This is a genomic window from Bradyrhizobium sp. BR 10261, from assembly GCF_019455395.1.
GTDB lineage: Bacteria > Pseudomonadota > Alphaproteobacteria > Rhizobiales > Xanthobacteraceae > Bradyrhizobium > Bradyrhizobium manausense.
Map to the genome: position 1 here is coordinate 155,694 of NZ_JACOFQ010000007.1, position 15,042 is coordinate 170,735.

A 15,042-nucleotide genomic window follows, 5' to 3' on the forward strand; every position below is an offset into this window, starting at 1 on the left:
CGCGCGGATACCAAGAAACTCGCTACCGACCGCCGACCGCCGCAATTCCGATCAAGCAACGCGGTCTGGTACGGCGTATTTGTTGGGTGGCAGGGCGGATCTATTGAGGAGGAACCGGATGGCCCGAGCTCAGGATTTTTATCTTGGAAATGACCCGATAAACGGCACCGGCAATGCAGCATCGGCGCTGCGGAGTTTGCCTCATGACATCGCGTCGCTATGTAAAATCGTCCAAGGGCTGCTGATTCATCGCGACATCGCGCCTTGGCTTTACCAGCTGAAGCTCTCCGGCGAAAATCGCGATGTTGCGAATGTCCGCCCTGTCGCCCGGATGATCGAGGAAATCGAAAGGCGTAACCCGAAGCCGCTTCATCAGCGCCGTGCGCCCGAACAGCGGATGCCCTGCGTGTGCTGGCACTTCTCGACTTTCATCACCGCGATCCTGCGCGAACAAGGTGTGCCCGCGCGGACGCGGTGCGGCTTCGGCACTTATTTCAACCCAGGCCGTTTCGAAGATCATTGGGTCGCGGAATATTGGAACAGATCCGAGCGCCGCTGGGTGCTCGTCGATGCACAGCTCGACGATGTACAGCGGGAGGCCTTCCGAATCGACTTCGATCCGACCGATGTGCCGCACGACCGCTTCGTCCTCGCAGGCGACGCTTGGCAGCAATGTCGTGCGGGCCGCGCCGATCCGAACCTCTTCGGCCTCTCGATCATCAAGGAACAGGGCTTGTGGTGGATCGCACAGAACCTGATCCGCGACCTCGCTTCGCTCAACCGGGTCGAGATGCTGCCTTGGGACGTTTGGGGAATCATGCCCGCGCCGTCCGACACCATCAAGGACGACCACATGGCATTTCTGGACCGGGTCGCAGCGCTCACATTGGGTGGTGAGGACGTGATGACGGCGCTTTGGGAAATCTACCAAGACCCGCGCGTGAGAGTTCCAAGCAAGGTTTTCAATGCCGATCGCAGGATCGAGGAAGAATTGACCTGACTTGCACCGCAGACGCGGCCGGCCGCATCGGATGGATGCGGCCGGGCTATCTGCGCGCCGCGCAGGCAGCTCGTCCCCCTGCGCCAGATCCCGCTCGTCTAGCTGCTCGGGCCGCCCTGAAGGGCATTGAGCAGCTTGTTGCCGTCGGGCACGCCCCAGCCGGTGCAGGCGTCCCATCCCGGGCCTGCCTGGTAATGGCCGCCGAGCAGCCCACCGGTATCGTTGTGGCCGACGGTGATGTCGCGCAGCACGCCAGCGGGGCCGAACTTGGAATAGAGCAGGGCATTGAAATTGCCCGAGCGTGCGCCGAGCGCGGCGTTGATCCGGGCGATCAGGCTGGCCCAGAGCGGTGCAGAGGCGCTGGTGCCGCCGACGACGCCGAGCTTGCCGGCCGACATTGTCAGATAACCCGTGGCCGGATCGGCATTGGCCGCCACATCGGGAATCGCGCGTCCGGCAAAGTGCCCGGGATTGATCGACTTCGGCACGATGCCCTGCTGCCAGTTCGGAACCGGCGTGATGTCGCTGACACCGCCGCCGGTGCCGCTGCGGGGGCCGTCGTTCCAGACGGTCTCGGCGATCTGCATCTGCTTGTTGGCGTTCTTGCGGGCGTGCAAGGTCGTGCCGCCCACGGCCAGCACATAAGGACTGCTCGCGGGGAAGTTCACATGGGCCCGGCCGTCCTGCATCTGCGCTTCCGAGCCGTCGTCGCCGGTGGAGACGCAGAATGTGATGCCGAGATGGGCCGCCGCGAGGAAGCTGTGGTTGCAATGGTCGATCGCAGCGGGTGACCAGATCACGCCGGCATTGTTGAAGGCCTGGTTCTCGTCCCAGCCCCAGCTGATCGAGACGACGGAGGGATCATTGTCGGAATCGTTGACGACCTTGGCGAGACAATCGACCAGGCCCTTCTCGTCGAAAGTCGAGAAATAGGTGGCGATCTTGGCGCCGCCGCCGAGCGCGCCGGCGACGTCGACGTCCAGCATCACCTCACCGGTCGAGTCCGGATCGCCGGAAGGATCAGTCGAGACGCCGTCGACCGCGATGACGGCAACCTCCGGCGCGGGAACGCCGATCTTGCTGAAATAGGCCGCGACGTCAGGCGTCTCCACGCCGCCGCCGAACTCGAGCAGGCCGATGCATTGCCTGCTCGCATCGATGTTGGGGAAATTGTAGATGCCTGCGAGCTCGGTCGGAATGAACCAGTGCCGCACCGAGCTTGCGAAATCCGGCTTGGCGCTGGTCGCCGAATGGCGCGACCGGCGGAGCACACGGTGGTTGTTCAGGCCGAACACGCCGGTGATGGCATCGCCGAGCTCGGCCGGGACGTGCACCGGACCGGTGCGGGCGTGGAAATCGCCGAGATGCGGATGGGAATAGTCGAACAGCGTGACGCCGAAGGCGCTGCTGACGTCGTCGACCGTTCCGGCGATGCCGAGCCGCGCGGCGGCGGGTTCGTTGCGGGTGACGACCAGCTTATGCGCCCTGGCGAAATCCTCGATCGCCTTGATGGCCTTGGGATCGGAGCCGTAACTGCTCGCGAGCTGGTCGCGCGTCATGTACTTGCGATCCTTGGGGAGCTTCTTGTCGAGATCGGACAGATCAGGCAGATCGGTCGATCGCTTGACGCCGACCGTCAGCTCGATCCAGCGCTGGCCGTTGGTTCGGCGCATCGCCTTCGAGCCTGTCGGCAGTTGATGGACAGAGTTGGGAAGCTGGACCATGTGGGCTGTTGCACTAGGGGACATAGTATTTCCTCCTTGTACGGGGGTGGCGCGCTGGAAAATCGGGATTGCGGACGCGGGTCCTGTCGGTTCGAAAGTGTTCAGGTGTTCGAAAATGGATCGCGGTGATCAGGCCGAAAAAGCCGGCACGGAAATAGATCAAACCTAAAATAGTAAAACGACGCGTTGCATCCTAGCAGCGGGATGCCGCTGCGGCAAAGCCGATCATGTAGTGCGCGTCTCACAATCGCGTCAGCCTGTCGGAAGGCGCGCCCCCAGCAATGCGCCAATCGATCTGACGTAGTTGGCTCGTCGCAATCGCAGAGCGTGCATGGGCGCGGTGCACCCCGGCGGATGGGCGCGCGAGTTCGTTCTACTGTGCATGGGGTTGTTTTCGACTTTTTTGCCATTCGCGCGTCCGTGATGGAACCTAATCGCGGCTGGTGCGACTTATCCAAGACACGGGGAAACACGTGCGAGGCTGTCATGGCAGATAAGCATACCGCCGATCCGGCAGAGATCATGCGGGCGACTGGTCATCCTGAGCTGGAATACGCCGCTGGCTGGACCATCGCAGGTCTGGTCACCATCGGCACCATCGTCGCCGCCTGGGTGTTCGCCATCTAGGCAACAGGGAATTGAAGCTCGAAGGCGACGCCGTCGTCGGCCGGCGTGAGCCTGATCGAGCCGCCATGGCTCGCCATCACCGAGCGAGCAATCGCAAGGCCCATGCCGGTCCCGCCCTGATCGCGGCGGGTCGTGAAGAACGCGTCAAAGATCCTGTCGCGGTTTGGCGCCGAGATCGGCTCACCGTCATTGCTGACTGTCAGCTTGAGCGTCGTCCGCTCGTCCACAGCCTCCAGCCTGATCGTCCCTGCCTTGTGCCGCACCGCGTTGTCGGCGAGGTGCGACAGCACGATCAGCGCCTTCTCGGCCGACATGCCGATCGCCCGGTCCAGGCTGCCGCTGGCCTTGATGACGCTTCCCGGAAACCGGCTCCTGAGGTCGGCGATGACGGGCGCAAGCTCGGTGCGCTCGTTCTGCGGCAGGCTCTCTGCGCGCGCCAGCTCCCGTAGCCGCTGCGCCATCGCCTCCAGCCGCTTTGTGTCGGAGAGGATGTTGGCGATGAAGGTCCGCTGCTCTGACGGCGTCAGGCCATCGGGCTTGCCCTGAAACGAATCCTGCAACAGCTCGGCCGCGCCCTTGATCGAGGTCAGCGGCGATTTCAGCTCGTGGGTGAGATGGGCCGAGAATGTCGCGATATAGTCGGAGCGCCTTGCGAGCTGCTCGGCCATGCCGAGAAAGCTGTGCGATAGCTGCGCGAACTCGCGCGTGCCGTAGTGCCGGAGCGGCTGGAACGCCTCGCGGTCGCCACGGCCGATTCTGGCGGCGCGGTCGATCAACTCGCGCATCGGCAGCGTGATGGTGCGCGAGAATACCAGGCCGATCGCGATCGTGCCGAGGATCACGGCCAGCCCCGCCAGCACGAATTTCGCGCGCTCCTGATAGAGATGGTCAAAAATGTTGCTCGGCGTCCGCGTGGTATAGATCACCCCGGCGACGCGGTTGTTGACGATGACGGGCATGGCCGAGAATACGTGCACGCCAAGCCCGCGGCTGAAGGAATAGATCGGTGGCGGCGGCTTGTCGGGCACGCGGTTGCGCAACGTCGCGCGGTACTGCCCGTGCAGCGCGTCCGCGACCTCCTCGATATGCGCAAGCGACTGTCCGACCTCCTGCCGCCCCGCGATCACCACGCCTTGCGGATCGAGGATGCGAAACCCCGCCAGCGTCACCTTCTGCGTCTCGCGGATGATCGGCGACAGCTTGGCGCCGATCTCGACGTAAGCCTGCTGCGCCGGCCGGGATGGGGGCATAGCGTCCGGCCGCCGTCGCAACAGATCATTGGCGGTGAGATCGAGCGCGGGCCGGATCGGCGTGAACTGATCGCCGGGATCTGGCAGCACGTTCGGCGCCACCTCGGCGCCGAGCATCAAGCCGCCGTCGAGCCGTGCCGTGACCTCCTGCGCATAGATCGTCGCCAGCACGCGACTCTGCGCGATCAGCTCGGCCTGGGTCTGGCGGATCAGCTGGTTGTCGTAGAGGCGGAAGAAGAACAGGCCGACCAGCGGCAGCACGGCGACGGTCGCGAGCACCGCGAAGATCACGAGTCCGAGCGACGGCCGCCATTTGTCAGGCGGAGCGCTCATGCCTCTTTCTCGCAGCGGCCGAGCTTGAAGCCGACGCCGTGAATGGTCTCGATCACGTTGTCGCAAGCCAGCGCCGCGAGTTTGGCGCGGATGTTGCGGATGTGACTGTCGATGGTGCGGTCCGAGACCTGGATGTTGAGCTGGTAGGCCGCCCGCATCAGCTGCTCGCGGTTGAACACCGACGTTGGCCGGGTCAGGAATGCGCGCAGGATGCCGAACTCGATCGCCGTCAGCTTCAGCGGCGTACCAGCGAAGGACGCCACGTGCTGCTCGGGATCGATCAGTAGTCCGCCTTGCGACAGCGCGGCGGGACCAGCCTTGCCCTCGCCGTTGCGCGTGCCGAGCCGGCGTAGGATGACATTGACCCGCGCCACCAGCTCGCGCGGGCTGAACGGTTTTGTCACATAGTCGTCGCCGCCGATCTCGAGGCCGAGGATGCGGTCGATCTCCTCGTCGCGCGCCGACAGGAACAGGATGGGCACGTCGGAGACTTTGCGGATCTCGCGGCAGACGTCGAGCCCGTCGAACTCGGGCATGCCGATGTCGAGCACGATCAGATCGGGCTTGTCAGCGGCATAGCGGAGAAGCGCCTCCTTGCCGTCGCGGGCCTCGACCACGTCCATGCCGGCTTTCTTCAGCGCAACGCGGATGACCTCGCGGATGTGGCCCTCGTCGTCCACGATGAGAATGCGATGCGCCAAGTCTCTCTCCGCTCACCCTGCCGGCTGATTGCTCGGCGGGCTCTAGGCTTGCGCGTCGAGCCTGCGTTGCAGCCGCCAGCTCCGAAAGCCCCAGGCCCGCCAGGTCAGGTCCCGCCGTTGACCTTCTACAAGTCGATCCCGACCTCCCGCAAGACAGTAATCGCCGCCGCGTAGCGCGATCACCTTGTCGATCGCAGGCAGCGCCTGCGGGCCCAATGCGAGGAGGTAGTTGGCATCGATCTTCACGCCGTTCCCTCCCATTTCACTGCTGTGTTTCAGATTGTAGTCGGCAATGAACGCATCGAAGTTCACCAGAGAGGCACTATACAGCACCATCGTTAACGCGATCAGGTTGGCGCCGACGAGCCAGCGGTTCGACCTGTCGAGCGCGATGCGCGCAACGATCAGGATGAGCCCCAGCGCCACCAGCCCCATCCAGATGAAGGCCGCGATGCGCCAATAGGTCAGCATGTAGATGTCCACGTAGAGATCGAGGCGGAGGATGGACGAGGCGACCAGCAGCACGTTCTGCGCCACCCAGAGATAGACTAGCGCGCGGATCACGGTGAATTTCTCTGCCGGCCCGCCCGGACGCATTGCGACCAGCACGAAGGCGGCGGCGAGCAGCGCGGTCGCGATCAGCGGATAGGCGCCGCGATGGGCGTAAGCCGCATAAGTCATCTTGGCGGGCAACGCCACATGCCCCCAGAGATAGAGGCCGTCGAGAATGGACTGCGCCGCGAAAAGCAGATTGAACAGGATCAGCGAGCGCAGGATGGTGGAGGGGCCGAGGAATTCGACCGAGACGACGGGCGGCAGTGGCGGTGGCACGGGGGGCTCGGCGACGTCTGTGATGACAAGCTGCCTGCGCCGCCAGCGCACATGGATGAACGGCCAGACCAGCGCCAGCATCATGGTCCAGAACAGCACGCGAGGGGGGCTGACATGATCGAGGATGATTTTCGGGTTGAGCAGGGACACCCACTGCTCGATCACCGGATTGGCCGCCGCGAACAGGGTGACAAAGACGGTGCCGAGCGTCGCCGGCAGCAGCCAGAGTGCGATGCCACGGGTGAATGCGGACATGTTGAAGACCTGAAGCGCTTCGAGGAAGACCCTGAAGGGGCCGAACAGAAAGAAGTTGCGCAGTGCACGCGCACGATCGGCGAGCCCGCTCGTTTCCGGGCTGGTCGCAAACAGCAGGGCAATGGCGAGCGCCGCCGCGAGAATCAGGAAGGACAGCGCGTTGAGCTCCTCGATCGCCGGCATCAGGCCTGCAACGAGGATGACGGCCCCGATCATGGCGCGACGGCGATCAAGCGCGGCATAATTGAACAGCATCGACATGCAGACCGTCGCGACCGCAAACAGCGTCAGCGACAGCCCGATCCGATGGTCATAGAACAGCCAGTCGGCGAGCGCAGCCAGCGCCAGCGCGCAGCCAAGCTTGGCTGAAATTGCGGATTGCCTGATCGGCTGGATGTCCGCCGCGATCGTCGAAGCCAGGCTCGTCATGTCCAGAACACCTTTCGTGATGGGTGGCATCACGAATCTGCACGGCAGATGTGCAGAAGGCGGGATCAACGTCTGCACCGTTTCAGGAGTCTTTTGCAGATTTCGTGCAGGCGCGCTTTTGCCTCTCGCGCAGCGCAAATCGCTTTGATAGGTGCGGATCATCCGCCATTCCTCGGACGTAACGCATCATGCAATTCCTCCGTCGTACCGGCCTGATCTTGCTATGGTGTGCCGCGCCTGTCGTCGCGTTCGCGGCCGCGAACAAGAACGATCCTTATCTGGTCCCGCTGCGTGGTGGTGGAAACATCGCGCTTATCATCGCGAGCATCGCGATCGCCATCCTGCTCCTTCGCCGCGGGCGCTGGCACAGCCTTTCCGGCAGGTTGCTCGTCATGCTCTGGTGCTTGCCGCCGATGCTGATGGCGGCGGCGCATTTCAGCTTCGAGCTGCGCAAGCTCGACGTGCTCGGCGCTGACGCGGTCGAGGCGCGTCAGCTCGGGTCGCACTTCATGGTCGGCTATTCCTCTTTTCCAGAGGTCGCGCGCCTTGCTGAACAGGGTCTGATCGGCGGCATCTACGTCACCCGGCACAACATCCGTGGCCGGTCGGTCGATGCGCTGCGTGCCGAGATCGCGGCGCTCCAAGATATCAGGCGTGCTACCGGCCTGCCGCCCCTGATCGTCGCCGCGGACCAGGAGGGCGGCATCGTCGGCCATCTCGCGCCGCCGCTGACCAAAGTGCCGGCCCTGGCGACGCTCTCCGGGCTTGCTCCAGAAGACCAGCAGGCCAGGGCGGAAGAGTTCGGCCGCATCCATGGCCGCGAACTCGCCAACCTTGGCGTCAACCTCAACTTTGCGCCCGTACTCGATCTGAAGCCGCCGCAGCGCCGCAACCGCCTCGACTTTCATACGCTGATTGGCCAGCGGGCGATTGCTACAGATCCCGCCGTCGTCAGCACGATCGCTACTGCCTACATTCGCGGACTTGAAGCGTCCGGCGTGGGCGCCACGCTCAAACATTTCCCGGGCATCGGACGTGTGCGCACCGACACACACCATTTCAGCGCCAACCTCGATACGCCGGTCAGGGAGCTGGAAGCGACCGACTGGCTGCCGTTCCGCGAAGTGCTGTCGCAGTCGCACAGTGCGCTGATGGTCGGCCATATCACACTGACTGCTGTCGATCCTGATCGCCCCGCCTCGCATTCGAAACGTGTCGTCGATGGCATTATCCGCAGCACTTGGAAATACCAGGGCCTGGTCACGACCGACGACCTCGTGATGGGTGCGATCTATCAGCACGACGTCTGCAAAGCCGTGGTCGAGGCCGTCAACGCCGGCGTCGACCTGCTCCTGGTCGCCTATGACGGCGCGCAATTCTACCGGATCTTCGGCTGTGCGCTCGACGGATCGCGGCAGGGCAAGCTCGATGCGGCCATGCTGCGCGCAAGCGCGGCGCGGCTGGAACGGGGTTTTCCGATCGCGCAGGCGCGGGCGGCTTCAGGCGCCGTCCGCGTGATCGAAAAGAACTAACCCTTCGCGAACTGACGATAGTCCGGCTCGCGGTGAAACCAGAATTCGTAGCCGCTGACGCTTTTCTGCATGGCGACGTCGTGGATTGGCTGGTTAAGCGGAATGACGGGAACGTCGCGCATGCAGAGCGCTATGAAATCCTTCACGCACCTGTCGTACTCAGCGGCGTCAGTGGTGAAGCGCGCCTTGTCGATCAGCGCGTCCATCTCCTTGTTCTGGTAGGAGGAGATGTTGAAGATCGAATTGTTGCCGTGGAAATTCCAGTAGAAGTAATATTCGGGATAGTCGAGCCAGCCGCTGAAGCGGTTGAGCGCGAGCGGCAGTTCTTTCTTGTTCAGCGTCGTGCGCCAGTTCGCGCCGGGGATCTTTTCAATTGAGGTCTTGACGCCGATCTTGGCGAGGCTTTCCTGGATCAGGATCGCGGTCGGCTCGCCGACGGTGGCCGTGCCCGTGTCCAACGACAGCGACGTCTCCAGGCCGGACTCGAAACCGGCCTCCTTCATGAGCGCCTTGGCCTTGTCGAGATCGGTGACGTAAGGAGACGGTTGTGGCCAGACCGGCTTTGAGACCTCTGCCGCGCCGCCATACATGGGAACGGCGCGGCCGAAGAAGGCACTGCTCTGGATCTGCTCATAAGGCATAGCCCAGGCGATGGCCTGACGCAGCTTGGCATTGTCGAATGGCGGCTTGGCCGTATTCAGTGCGACGTACCAGAGTGCGTTCGGGATCGGCACGGCCGAGACCTTGACCTTGCCCTCCCTGATGATCTGCTCGAAATCGCGCGGCGCAAAGCCGCTCGATATATCGGCATCGCCGCGCTCCAGCATGGCGCGGCGGGTCCCGGCAGAGGGGACGTCGCGCGCGATGACGCGCTTGACCTTCGGCAGCGGTCCGCTCTTCCAGTCGTCGAAGCGCGCCAGCACGGTCTCGCTGCCCGGCTTCCAGCTCTCGATCTTGTAAGCCCCGCCACCGGCCTCGTTGTTCTTCAGCCACGCCAGCGCCCACGGATCTTCCGCCGTCGCGTTCTTCTTCGCCAGCTCGGAATTGATGATGAAAGGCACGACGACGGCGACGTTGAACAGCAGCATCTTGTCCTTGCGGACATAGTCGATGCGGAAGGTGTGATCGTCGACCACCACGAACTGCTCCGGCTTTTCGAGTGAGCCCGCCGACATCTGGAAGGTCGGGAAGCCGCCGACCTTCACCGCACGGTCGAATGACCATTTGACGTCTTTGGCCGTGACCGGCGTGCCGTCGTGGAATTTGGCGTCCTTGCGCAGCTTGAAAGTACAGGACATGCCGTCCGCGGCCACCTCCCAGCTCTCGGCGAGCTCCGGCGCGAGCTTTTCGCGGTCGTAAGATAATGTGCCGTCGGGCAGCGTCTTCGACGCGTAGGTCAGCAGTCGGTCATAGCAATTCCAGGACAGGCCGTTCACCGTCTGGTTCGAGCCGACGCCCTGCATGTCCAGCGAGTTCGGCCCAAGCTCCTGCACCACCAGCAGCGTCTCGCTGCGCCCCTGCGCCGAGGCGAGACGTGGAGCAAATGCTGCGATACCGGCGGCACTCAGCCCGCCAAGCACCAAATCGCGGCGATTGATATCAAAAGGTGATGCGCTCATCGGAGCCTCTTTTGCGTAGGGATCTGCGCCCTAAAGAGGCAAGGCGCATGCCATCAGCTGCGCTTCACGGCGTCGCATCTGCGTGCCGCTATCTCAGCTCCTCGGACAGGAAATCGACCAGCGCTCGGACCTTGGTCGAGGGACGCGGGCCCGCTACGGCGTCACCGCTCCGCGCTCGACGCCGCGCGGGGCGGTCAGCTCCTTCCAGGTCGAGTTCGCGACGTGCACCGGCGAGAACGCCGGCCGCTCGACATAATGGCCATCGCCGGCCTCGGCACGCAGATCGCCATCCTTCCAAACGATGCGACCACGCGAAAGTGTCGCGGCCGCACCGCCGGTGCAGGCAAAGCCTTCGAACACGTTGTAGTCGATCCGGCTCATCTGCCGCTTTGCGCTGATGGTTTTCGTCGCCTTCGGATCCCACACCACGATGTCGGCATCCGAGCCGACGGCGACCGCGCCCTTGCGCGGATAGATGTTGAGAATGCGGGCGATGTTCGCCGAGGTGACCGCGACGAACTCTTCCTTGGTCAGACGACCCGTGGCCACGCCGGCGGTCCAGAGCAGCGCCAGGCGATCTTCGAGGCCGCCGGTGCCGTTCGGGATCTTTCTGAAGTCACCGAGGCCGAACCGCTTCTGCTCCGTCGTGAAGGCGCAATGGTCGGTCGCGACCACTTGCAGCGAGCCGGACTGCAAGCCTGCCCACAGACTGTCCTGGTGCGACTTGTCGCGGAATGGCGGCGACATCACGCGCTGCGCCGAATGATCCCAGTTTTTGTTCTGATATTCACGCTCGTCGAGCAAGAGATGCTGGATCAGCGGCTCGCCATAGACGCGCTTGCCGGCGGCCCGCGCGCGGGCGATCGCCTCGTGGGCCTCGCGGCAGCTGGTGTGCACGATATAGACCGGCGTGCCCGTCATGTCGGCGATCATGATGGCGCGGTTGGTGGCTTCGCCCTCGACCTCCGGCGGCCGTGAATAGGCGTGTCCTTCCGGACCCGTGACGCCGCGCGCGATCAAGGCTTCCTGCATCAGCGCGACCACGTCGCCGTTCTCGGCGTGCACGACCGGCATGGCGCCGAGATGGGCGCAGCGCGCGAACGAGTTGTAGAGCTCGTCGTCGTTCACCATCAGCGCGCCTTTGTAGGCCATGAAATGCTTGAAGGTGTTGATGCCGTAGGTTTTGACCACGGTCTCCATCTCGTCATAGATCTGTTTCGACCACGACGTCACCGCCATGTGGAAGCCGTAATCGCTCGCCGCCTTCTCGGATTTGTGACGCCATTCCTGATAGGCGGCGAGCATCGACTGGCCGGGATCGGGCAGGCAGAAATCCACCACCATGGTGGTGCCGCCGGTCAGCGCCGCTTTCGTGCCGGATTCGAAATCGTCGGCGGTGACGGTGCCCATGAACGGCATTTCCAAATGGGTATGCGGATCGATGCCGCCCGGAATGATATAGGCGCCGCCGGCGTCGAGGATCTCCGCGCCCGTCGGCGCTGCGATCGATGCGCCGATCGCGACGATGCTATCGCCCTCGATCAGCACGTCCGCCCGGCGCGAATGATCATGATTGACGACGGTGCCGCCGCGGATGAGGAGGGACATGGGAACTCCGAAAGGAGGGGAGGACGAAACGCGGCAAAACTAAGCACACCGGGCATGATGTGACAGGCGAAATTTTAGTCAACCGCCGCCCTTGGATTTCCGCCCTTGGCCTCGCTACGCCTCGCGACCGCTACGCTGCCCGCGCGATCAATCCGTCGATCATCGCGCGCACGAGGCCGGCGATCTCCTTGCGCAGCGCCGGTAGCGGCACGGCGACCAGCTTCTGCTCCAGTCCGAGCGCCACCATGCCGTGCACCGCCGAGAACAGGCTGCGCGCGGTGATGCCGAGATCCTCCGGGCTGCGTCCGGGAAACAGAGCGGCGAGCGGCACATAGATATGCCTGAACAGTCGCATCTGGTCGTCAACGGACCAGTCCGGGACGATCTTGTCGGCCGCCATGCGATGCTCGAACAGCGCGCGCCAGAGCTGGAGATTTTCCGCAGCGAAATCGCAATAGGCAATCGCGATGCGGACCAGCCTCTCCTGCGGCGCGGGCTCGCCAATAGCTTCCGCGGCGCTGAGCGCGTCGTCCAGTCGATGCAGTGTGCGGGAGCCGACCCGCAGGATCAGCTCGTCCACGTCGGCGACGAGATTGTAGACCGCCCCGTTGGCGCAGCCGATCTCGCTGGCAAGATCGCGGGTTTTCAGCCCCGCCAATCCGCGGGTCGCGATCATCCGCTCCGCTGCCAGGATCAGTTCGGTCCGCAATTTCTCTCGCCGCTCCAGGGCTTTAGTCATGTGTCGACCAATTTCGTGAGCATCGCTCAAATTTTTCTTGAGCGATGCTCAACATGTGCTACAAAGCTTCTGTGAGCGATGCTCATAACAGGGAGCAAGCAATGTTCAAGACCGTTGTCACACTTTTCCGCGGCAGCGTGGCCGCCGCCGGTGAGGAGCTGGAGGACCGCTCGGCCTTGCTGATCCTCGACCAGCAGATGCGCGATGCGGCTGCGGCCGTCGAGCGCAGCAAGCGGACGCTGGCGCTGGCGATCGCGCAGGATCAGCAGGAAGGCCGCAAGCTCGAAGCAACTAACGCCCGAATCGCCGACCTCGAGACCCGCGCGGTGGCGGCGCTCGATGGTGGCCGCGAGGATCTCGCCAAGGAGGCCGCCGAAGCCATCGCGGGCCTCGAGGCTGACCGTGACGCGGCGCTGACGGCGAGGGCGCTGTTCGCAACCGAGATTGCCCGGTTGAAGCGCCATGTCGCGATCGCGCAGGCCCGTATCACCGAGCTCGATCGCGGCCGCCGTGTCGCCCGCGCTTCGGAGGCGGTGCGCTCGCTCCGTCGCAGCGGCATCGAGGCAGCGCGTCCTTACGAGTCGACGCTGCCCGAGGCCGAGAGCACCTTGCGGCGGCTGCGCGAGCGGCAGATCGAGGCTCAGGCCGCCGACGATGCGCTGGTCGAGCTTGATGCGGCCAACGGCCCGCTCGCCACCGCCGAAAAACTCGCCGAGCAGGGCTTTGGCCCCCGGCTCAAGACAACTGCGGAGGACGTGCTGGCGCGGTTGAAGTCCAGGCGCACACCGACTGCCTGATCTCGAGCCCACTCATCATCGGAACCAACAGGAGACGACCATGAACCAGAACGGCCAACCCCACAGTGGCGCCTGGGTGACCTTCACTTACGTGTCCTTCGCGGCCTCCGCCTTCCTCGTCGGCCTCGGCGTCTTCTTCCTGCCGATCGATCTCTGGATGAAGGGCTACCTTACCATGGGCATCGTGATGCTGATCCAGACCTGCGTCACCTTGACCAAGACCGTGCGTGATAACCACGAGAGCAGCCGACTCATGAACCGCATCGAGGACGCCAAGGCCGAGCGGCTGCTGATGGAGGTCTCCAAAGCCGCGTGAACCGAACGCCTGGAAGCGGCTTGCAATCTGACGCGGTGGGCGCCGGCGCATCCACCGCGCGTTTGATCCGCATATCGCGCCTGCGAAATGCAACCGAGCCATGACGGATCGCACAGGTCTGCGGCCTTGCGCCATGGCATCGGCCGGAGCACTCTGCACAAGCGGTGCAGAGAACGCCGCCAACAAAGAAGGCCCGAGGAACCATCCATGGCGGTGACGCGGATCGACTGCGACATCCATCCGGCGGTTGGTGGCACGCGCACGACGCTGCTGCCCTATCTCAGCGATCACTGGAAAGAGCAGGTGGTCAGCCGCGCCATCGACGGCCTCGATCTGACATCTTATCCGCCCAGCATGCCGCTGTCGGGCCGCGCCGACTGGCGGCCGGCCAATGGCACGAGGCCGGGTTCCGACCTCGCCATGGTGCAGAAGGGCGCCTTCGACCAGCTCGGCGCCAGCCACGCCATCCTCAACGTGCTCTACGGCGCCCAGGCCGTGTTCGATGCCTATATGGCGGCCGACTTCTGCAAGGCCATCAACGATTGGATCGCCGCCGAATGGCTGTCGCTGGACCCGCGCCTGCGCGCGTCGATTGTCGTGCCGATGCAGGCGCCGGACCTCGCGGTCGAGGAAATCGAACGCCGCGCCGGCGACAACAGGTTCGTGTCCATCCTGGTGCTGGCGCAGGGCGAGACTTTGCTGGGCCGGCGGCATTTCTGGCCGGTCTATCAGCTCGCCGAGAAGTACAAGTTGCCGCTCGCGATTCACGCCGGCACGCAATATCGCCAGGCACCGAGCTCGGCCGGCTGGCCCTCGCACCGCTACGAATATTACTTCGTCGAGGCGCAGGCGTTTCAGGCGCAAATTTTGAGCCTGATCTATGAGGGCGTGTTCGGCAAATACCCCGGTCTCAAGGTCGTGCTGATGGAATCAGGCGTGAGTTGGTTGCCGGCCTTCATGTGGCGCGCCAACAAGACCTGGCGCGGCGTGCGCGTCGAGGTGCCCTGGGTCGAGCGCGAGCCGGCCGCGATCATCCGTGACAATTTCCGCGTCACCATGCAGCCGTTCGATGCACCCGGTGATGCCAGAAGCGTCGAGGAGATCATTGACCAGATCGGCTCGGAAAAAATGTTCCTGTTCGCGTCCGATTATCCGCATTGGCAGTTCGACGGCGACGATCCGATCCCGCCGCATCTGCCAAAGAGCATCATTGCGAAAATGTGCGTCGACAATCCGCTGGAGACGTTTCCGCGGTTGTCGCTGGTTAACTAGTTCAGGAGG

General features: G+C 63.9%; 13 protein-coding genes. 6 read left to right on the forward strand and 7 right to left on the reverse strand.

Going from position 1 to position 15,042, the window contains the following annotated elements:
• The first annotated feature begins 118 nt into the window (after positions 1–118).
• Positions 119–1,000: a transglutaminase-like domain-containing protein gene (locus tag HYH07_RS10355; protein WP_220002392.1), complete on the forward strand. Its 882-nt coding sequence runs from the start codon at positions 119–121 to the stop codon at positions 998–1,000.
• A gap of 98 nt (positions 1,001–1,098) precedes the next feature.
• On the opposite strand, the gene HYH07_RS10360 is transcribed toward HYH07_RS10355, so the two are convergent.
• On the reverse strand, positions 1,099–2,748 hold the full coding sequence (locus tag HYH07_RS10360) for a protease pro-enzyme activation domain-containing protein (protein WP_220002393.1): 1,650 nt from the start codon (positions 2,746–2,748) through the stop codon (positions 1,099–1,101).
• 462 nt (positions 2,749–3,210) lie between these two features.
• On the opposite strand from HYH07_RS10360, the gene HYH07_RS10365 reads away from it, so the two are divergent.
• Entirely contained in the window at positions 3,211–3,351 is a 141-nt protein-coding gene (locus HYH07_RS10365; protein ID WP_167353997.1) for a hypothetical protein, read from the forward strand.
• Here the strand turns inward: HYH07_RS10365 and HYH07_RS10370 are convergent.
• Genes HYH07_RS10370 through HYH07_RS10380 form a run of 3 tightly spaced genes read right to left on the reverse strand, consistent with a single transcriptional unit; the run spans position 3,348 to position 7,150 of the window.
• Positions 3,348–4,934, reverse strand: coding sequence for an ATP-binding protein (locus HYH07_RS10370; protein ID WP_220002394.1), 1,587 nt, complete (start codon positions 4,932–4,934; stop codon positions 3,348–3,350). The two genes, HYH07_RS10365 and HYH07_RS10370, sit on opposite strands and share 4 nt — an antisense overlap.
• Positions 4,931–5,635: a response regulator transcription factor gene (locus HYH07_RS10375; protein WP_220002395.1), complete on the reverse strand. Its 705-nt coding sequence runs from the start codon at positions 5,633–5,635 to the stop codon at positions 4,931–4,933. The genes HYH07_RS10370 and HYH07_RS10375 overlap by 4 nt, the downstream gene beginning before the upstream one ends.
• A 42-nt stretch (positions 5,636–5,677) precedes the next feature.
• Complete coding sequence (locus HYH07_RS10380) at positions 5,678–7,150, reverse strand: DUF4153 domain-containing protein (protein ID WP_220002396.1); 1,473 nt, start codon at positions 7,148–7,150, stop codon at positions 5,678–5,680.
• A 188-nt stretch (positions 7,151–7,338) separates the two neighbouring features.
• Here HYH07_RS10380 and HYH07_RS10385 point away from each other — a divergent pair, with 188 nt between their 5' ends.
• Positions 7,339–8,682: a glycoside hydrolase family 3 N-terminal domain-containing protein gene (locus HYH07_RS10385; protein WP_220002397.1), complete on the forward strand. Its 1,344-nt coding sequence runs from the start codon at positions 7,339–7,341 to the stop codon at positions 8,680–8,682.
• On the opposite strand, the gene HYH07_RS10390 is transcribed toward HYH07_RS10385, so the two are convergent.
• The 3 genes from HYH07_RS10390 to HYH07_RS10400 form a co-directional block, all read right to left on the reverse strand.
• Entirely contained in the window at positions 8,679–10,301 is a 1,623-nt protein-coding gene (locus tag HYH07_RS10390) for an ABC transporter substrate-binding protein (protein ID WP_220002398.1), read from the reverse strand. The two genes, HYH07_RS10385 and HYH07_RS10390, sit on opposite strands and share 4 nt — an antisense overlap.
• 153 nt (positions 10,302–10,454) lie before the next feature.
• Positions 10,455–11,909 (reverse strand): dihydropyrimidinase, encoded by a 1,455-nt coding sequence (gene hydA, locus HYH07_RS10395; protein WP_220002399.1) that lies wholly within the window; start codon positions 11,907–11,909, stop codon positions 10,455–10,457.
• 130 nt (positions 11,910–12,039) lie between these two features.
• The gene (locus HYH07_RS10400) at positions 12,040–12,648 is read right to left on the reverse strand and encodes a TetR/AcrR family transcriptional regulator (RefSeq protein ID WP_220002400.1); all 609 of its coding nucleotides are present in this window, start codon (positions 12,646–12,648) and stop codon (positions 12,040–12,042) included.
• A gap of 101 nt (positions 12,649–12,749) precedes the next feature.
• Here HYH07_RS10400 and HYH07_RS10405 point away from each other — a divergent pair, with 101 nt between their 5' ends.
• The 3 genes from HYH07_RS10405 to HYH07_RS10415 all read left to right on the forward strand — a co-directional run bounded on the left by HYH07_RS10405 (position 12,750) and on the right by HYH07_RS10415 (position 15,033).
• A complete protein-coding gene (locus HYH07_RS10405; RefSeq protein WP_220002401.1) occupies positions 12,750–13,445 on the forward strand; it encodes a PspA/IM30 family protein in 696 nt (231 codons plus the stop codon).
• Between the two features lie 40 nt (positions 13,446–13,485).
• Positions 13,486–13,761 carry a YiaA/YiaB family inner membrane protein gene (locus HYH07_RS10410; RefSeq protein ID WP_220002402.1) on the forward strand — a complete coding sequence of 92 codons (276 nt, stop codon included), beginning with the start codon at positions 13,486–13,488 and terminating at the stop codon, positions 13,759–13,761.
• Between the two features lie 207 nt (positions 13,762–13,968).
• A complete protein-coding gene (locus HYH07_RS10415; protein WP_220002403.1) occupies positions 13,969–15,033 on the forward strand; it encodes an amidohydrolase family protein in 1,065 nt (354 codons plus the stop codon).
• Positions 15,034–15,042: the final 9 nt, after the last annotated feature.

Bases quoted from the DNA above. Each gene is read 5' to 3' on its own strand.
- HYH07_RS10365 (WP_167353997.1), top strand. From the start codon at position 3,211: ATGGCAGATAAGCATACCGCCGATCCGGCAGAGATCATGCGGGCGACT.
- HYH07_RS10355 (WP_220002392.1), top strand. From the start codon at position 119: ATGGCCCGAGCTCAGGATTTTTATCTTGGAAATGACCCGATAAACGGC.
- HYH07_RS10380 (WP_220002396.1), bottom strand. From the start codon at position 7,150: ATGACGAGCCTGGCTTCGACGATCGCGGCGGACATCCAGCCGATCAGG.
- HYH07_RS10410 (WP_220002402.1), top strand. From the start codon at position 13,486: ATGAACCAGAACGGCCAACCCCACAGTGGCGCCTGGGTGACCTTCACT.
- HYH07_RS10390 (WP_220002398.1), bottom strand. From the start codon at position 10,301: ATGAGCGCATCACCTTTTGATATCAATCGCCGCGATTTGGTGCTTGGC.
- hydA (WP_220002399.1), bottom strand. From the start codon at position 11,909: ATGTCCCTCCTCATCCGCGGCGGCACCGTCGTCAATCATGATCATTCG.
- HYH07_RS10370 (WP_220002394.1), bottom strand. From the start codon at position 4,934: ATGAGCGCTCCGCCTGACAAATGGCGGCCGTCGCTCGGACTCGTGATC.
- HYH07_RS10385 (WP_220002397.1), top strand. From the start codon at position 7,339: ATGCAATTCCTCCGTCGTACCGGCCTGATCTTGCTATGGTGTGCCGCG.
- HYH07_RS10405 (WP_220002401.1), top strand. From the start codon at position 12,750: ATGTTCAAGACCGTTGTCACACTTTTCCGCGGCAGCGTGGCCGCCGCC.
- HYH07_RS10400 (WP_220002400.1), bottom strand. From the start codon at position 12,648: ATGACTAAAGCCCTGGAGCGGCGAGAGAAATTGCGGACCGAACTGATC.
- HYH07_RS10415 (WP_220002403.1), top strand. From the start codon at position 13,969: ATGGCGGTGACGCGGATCGACTGCGACATCCATCCGGCGGTTGGTGGC.
- HYH07_RS10360 (WP_220002393.1), bottom strand. From the start codon at position 2,748: ATGTCCCCTAGTGCAACAGCCCACATGGTCCAGCTTCCCAACTCTGTC.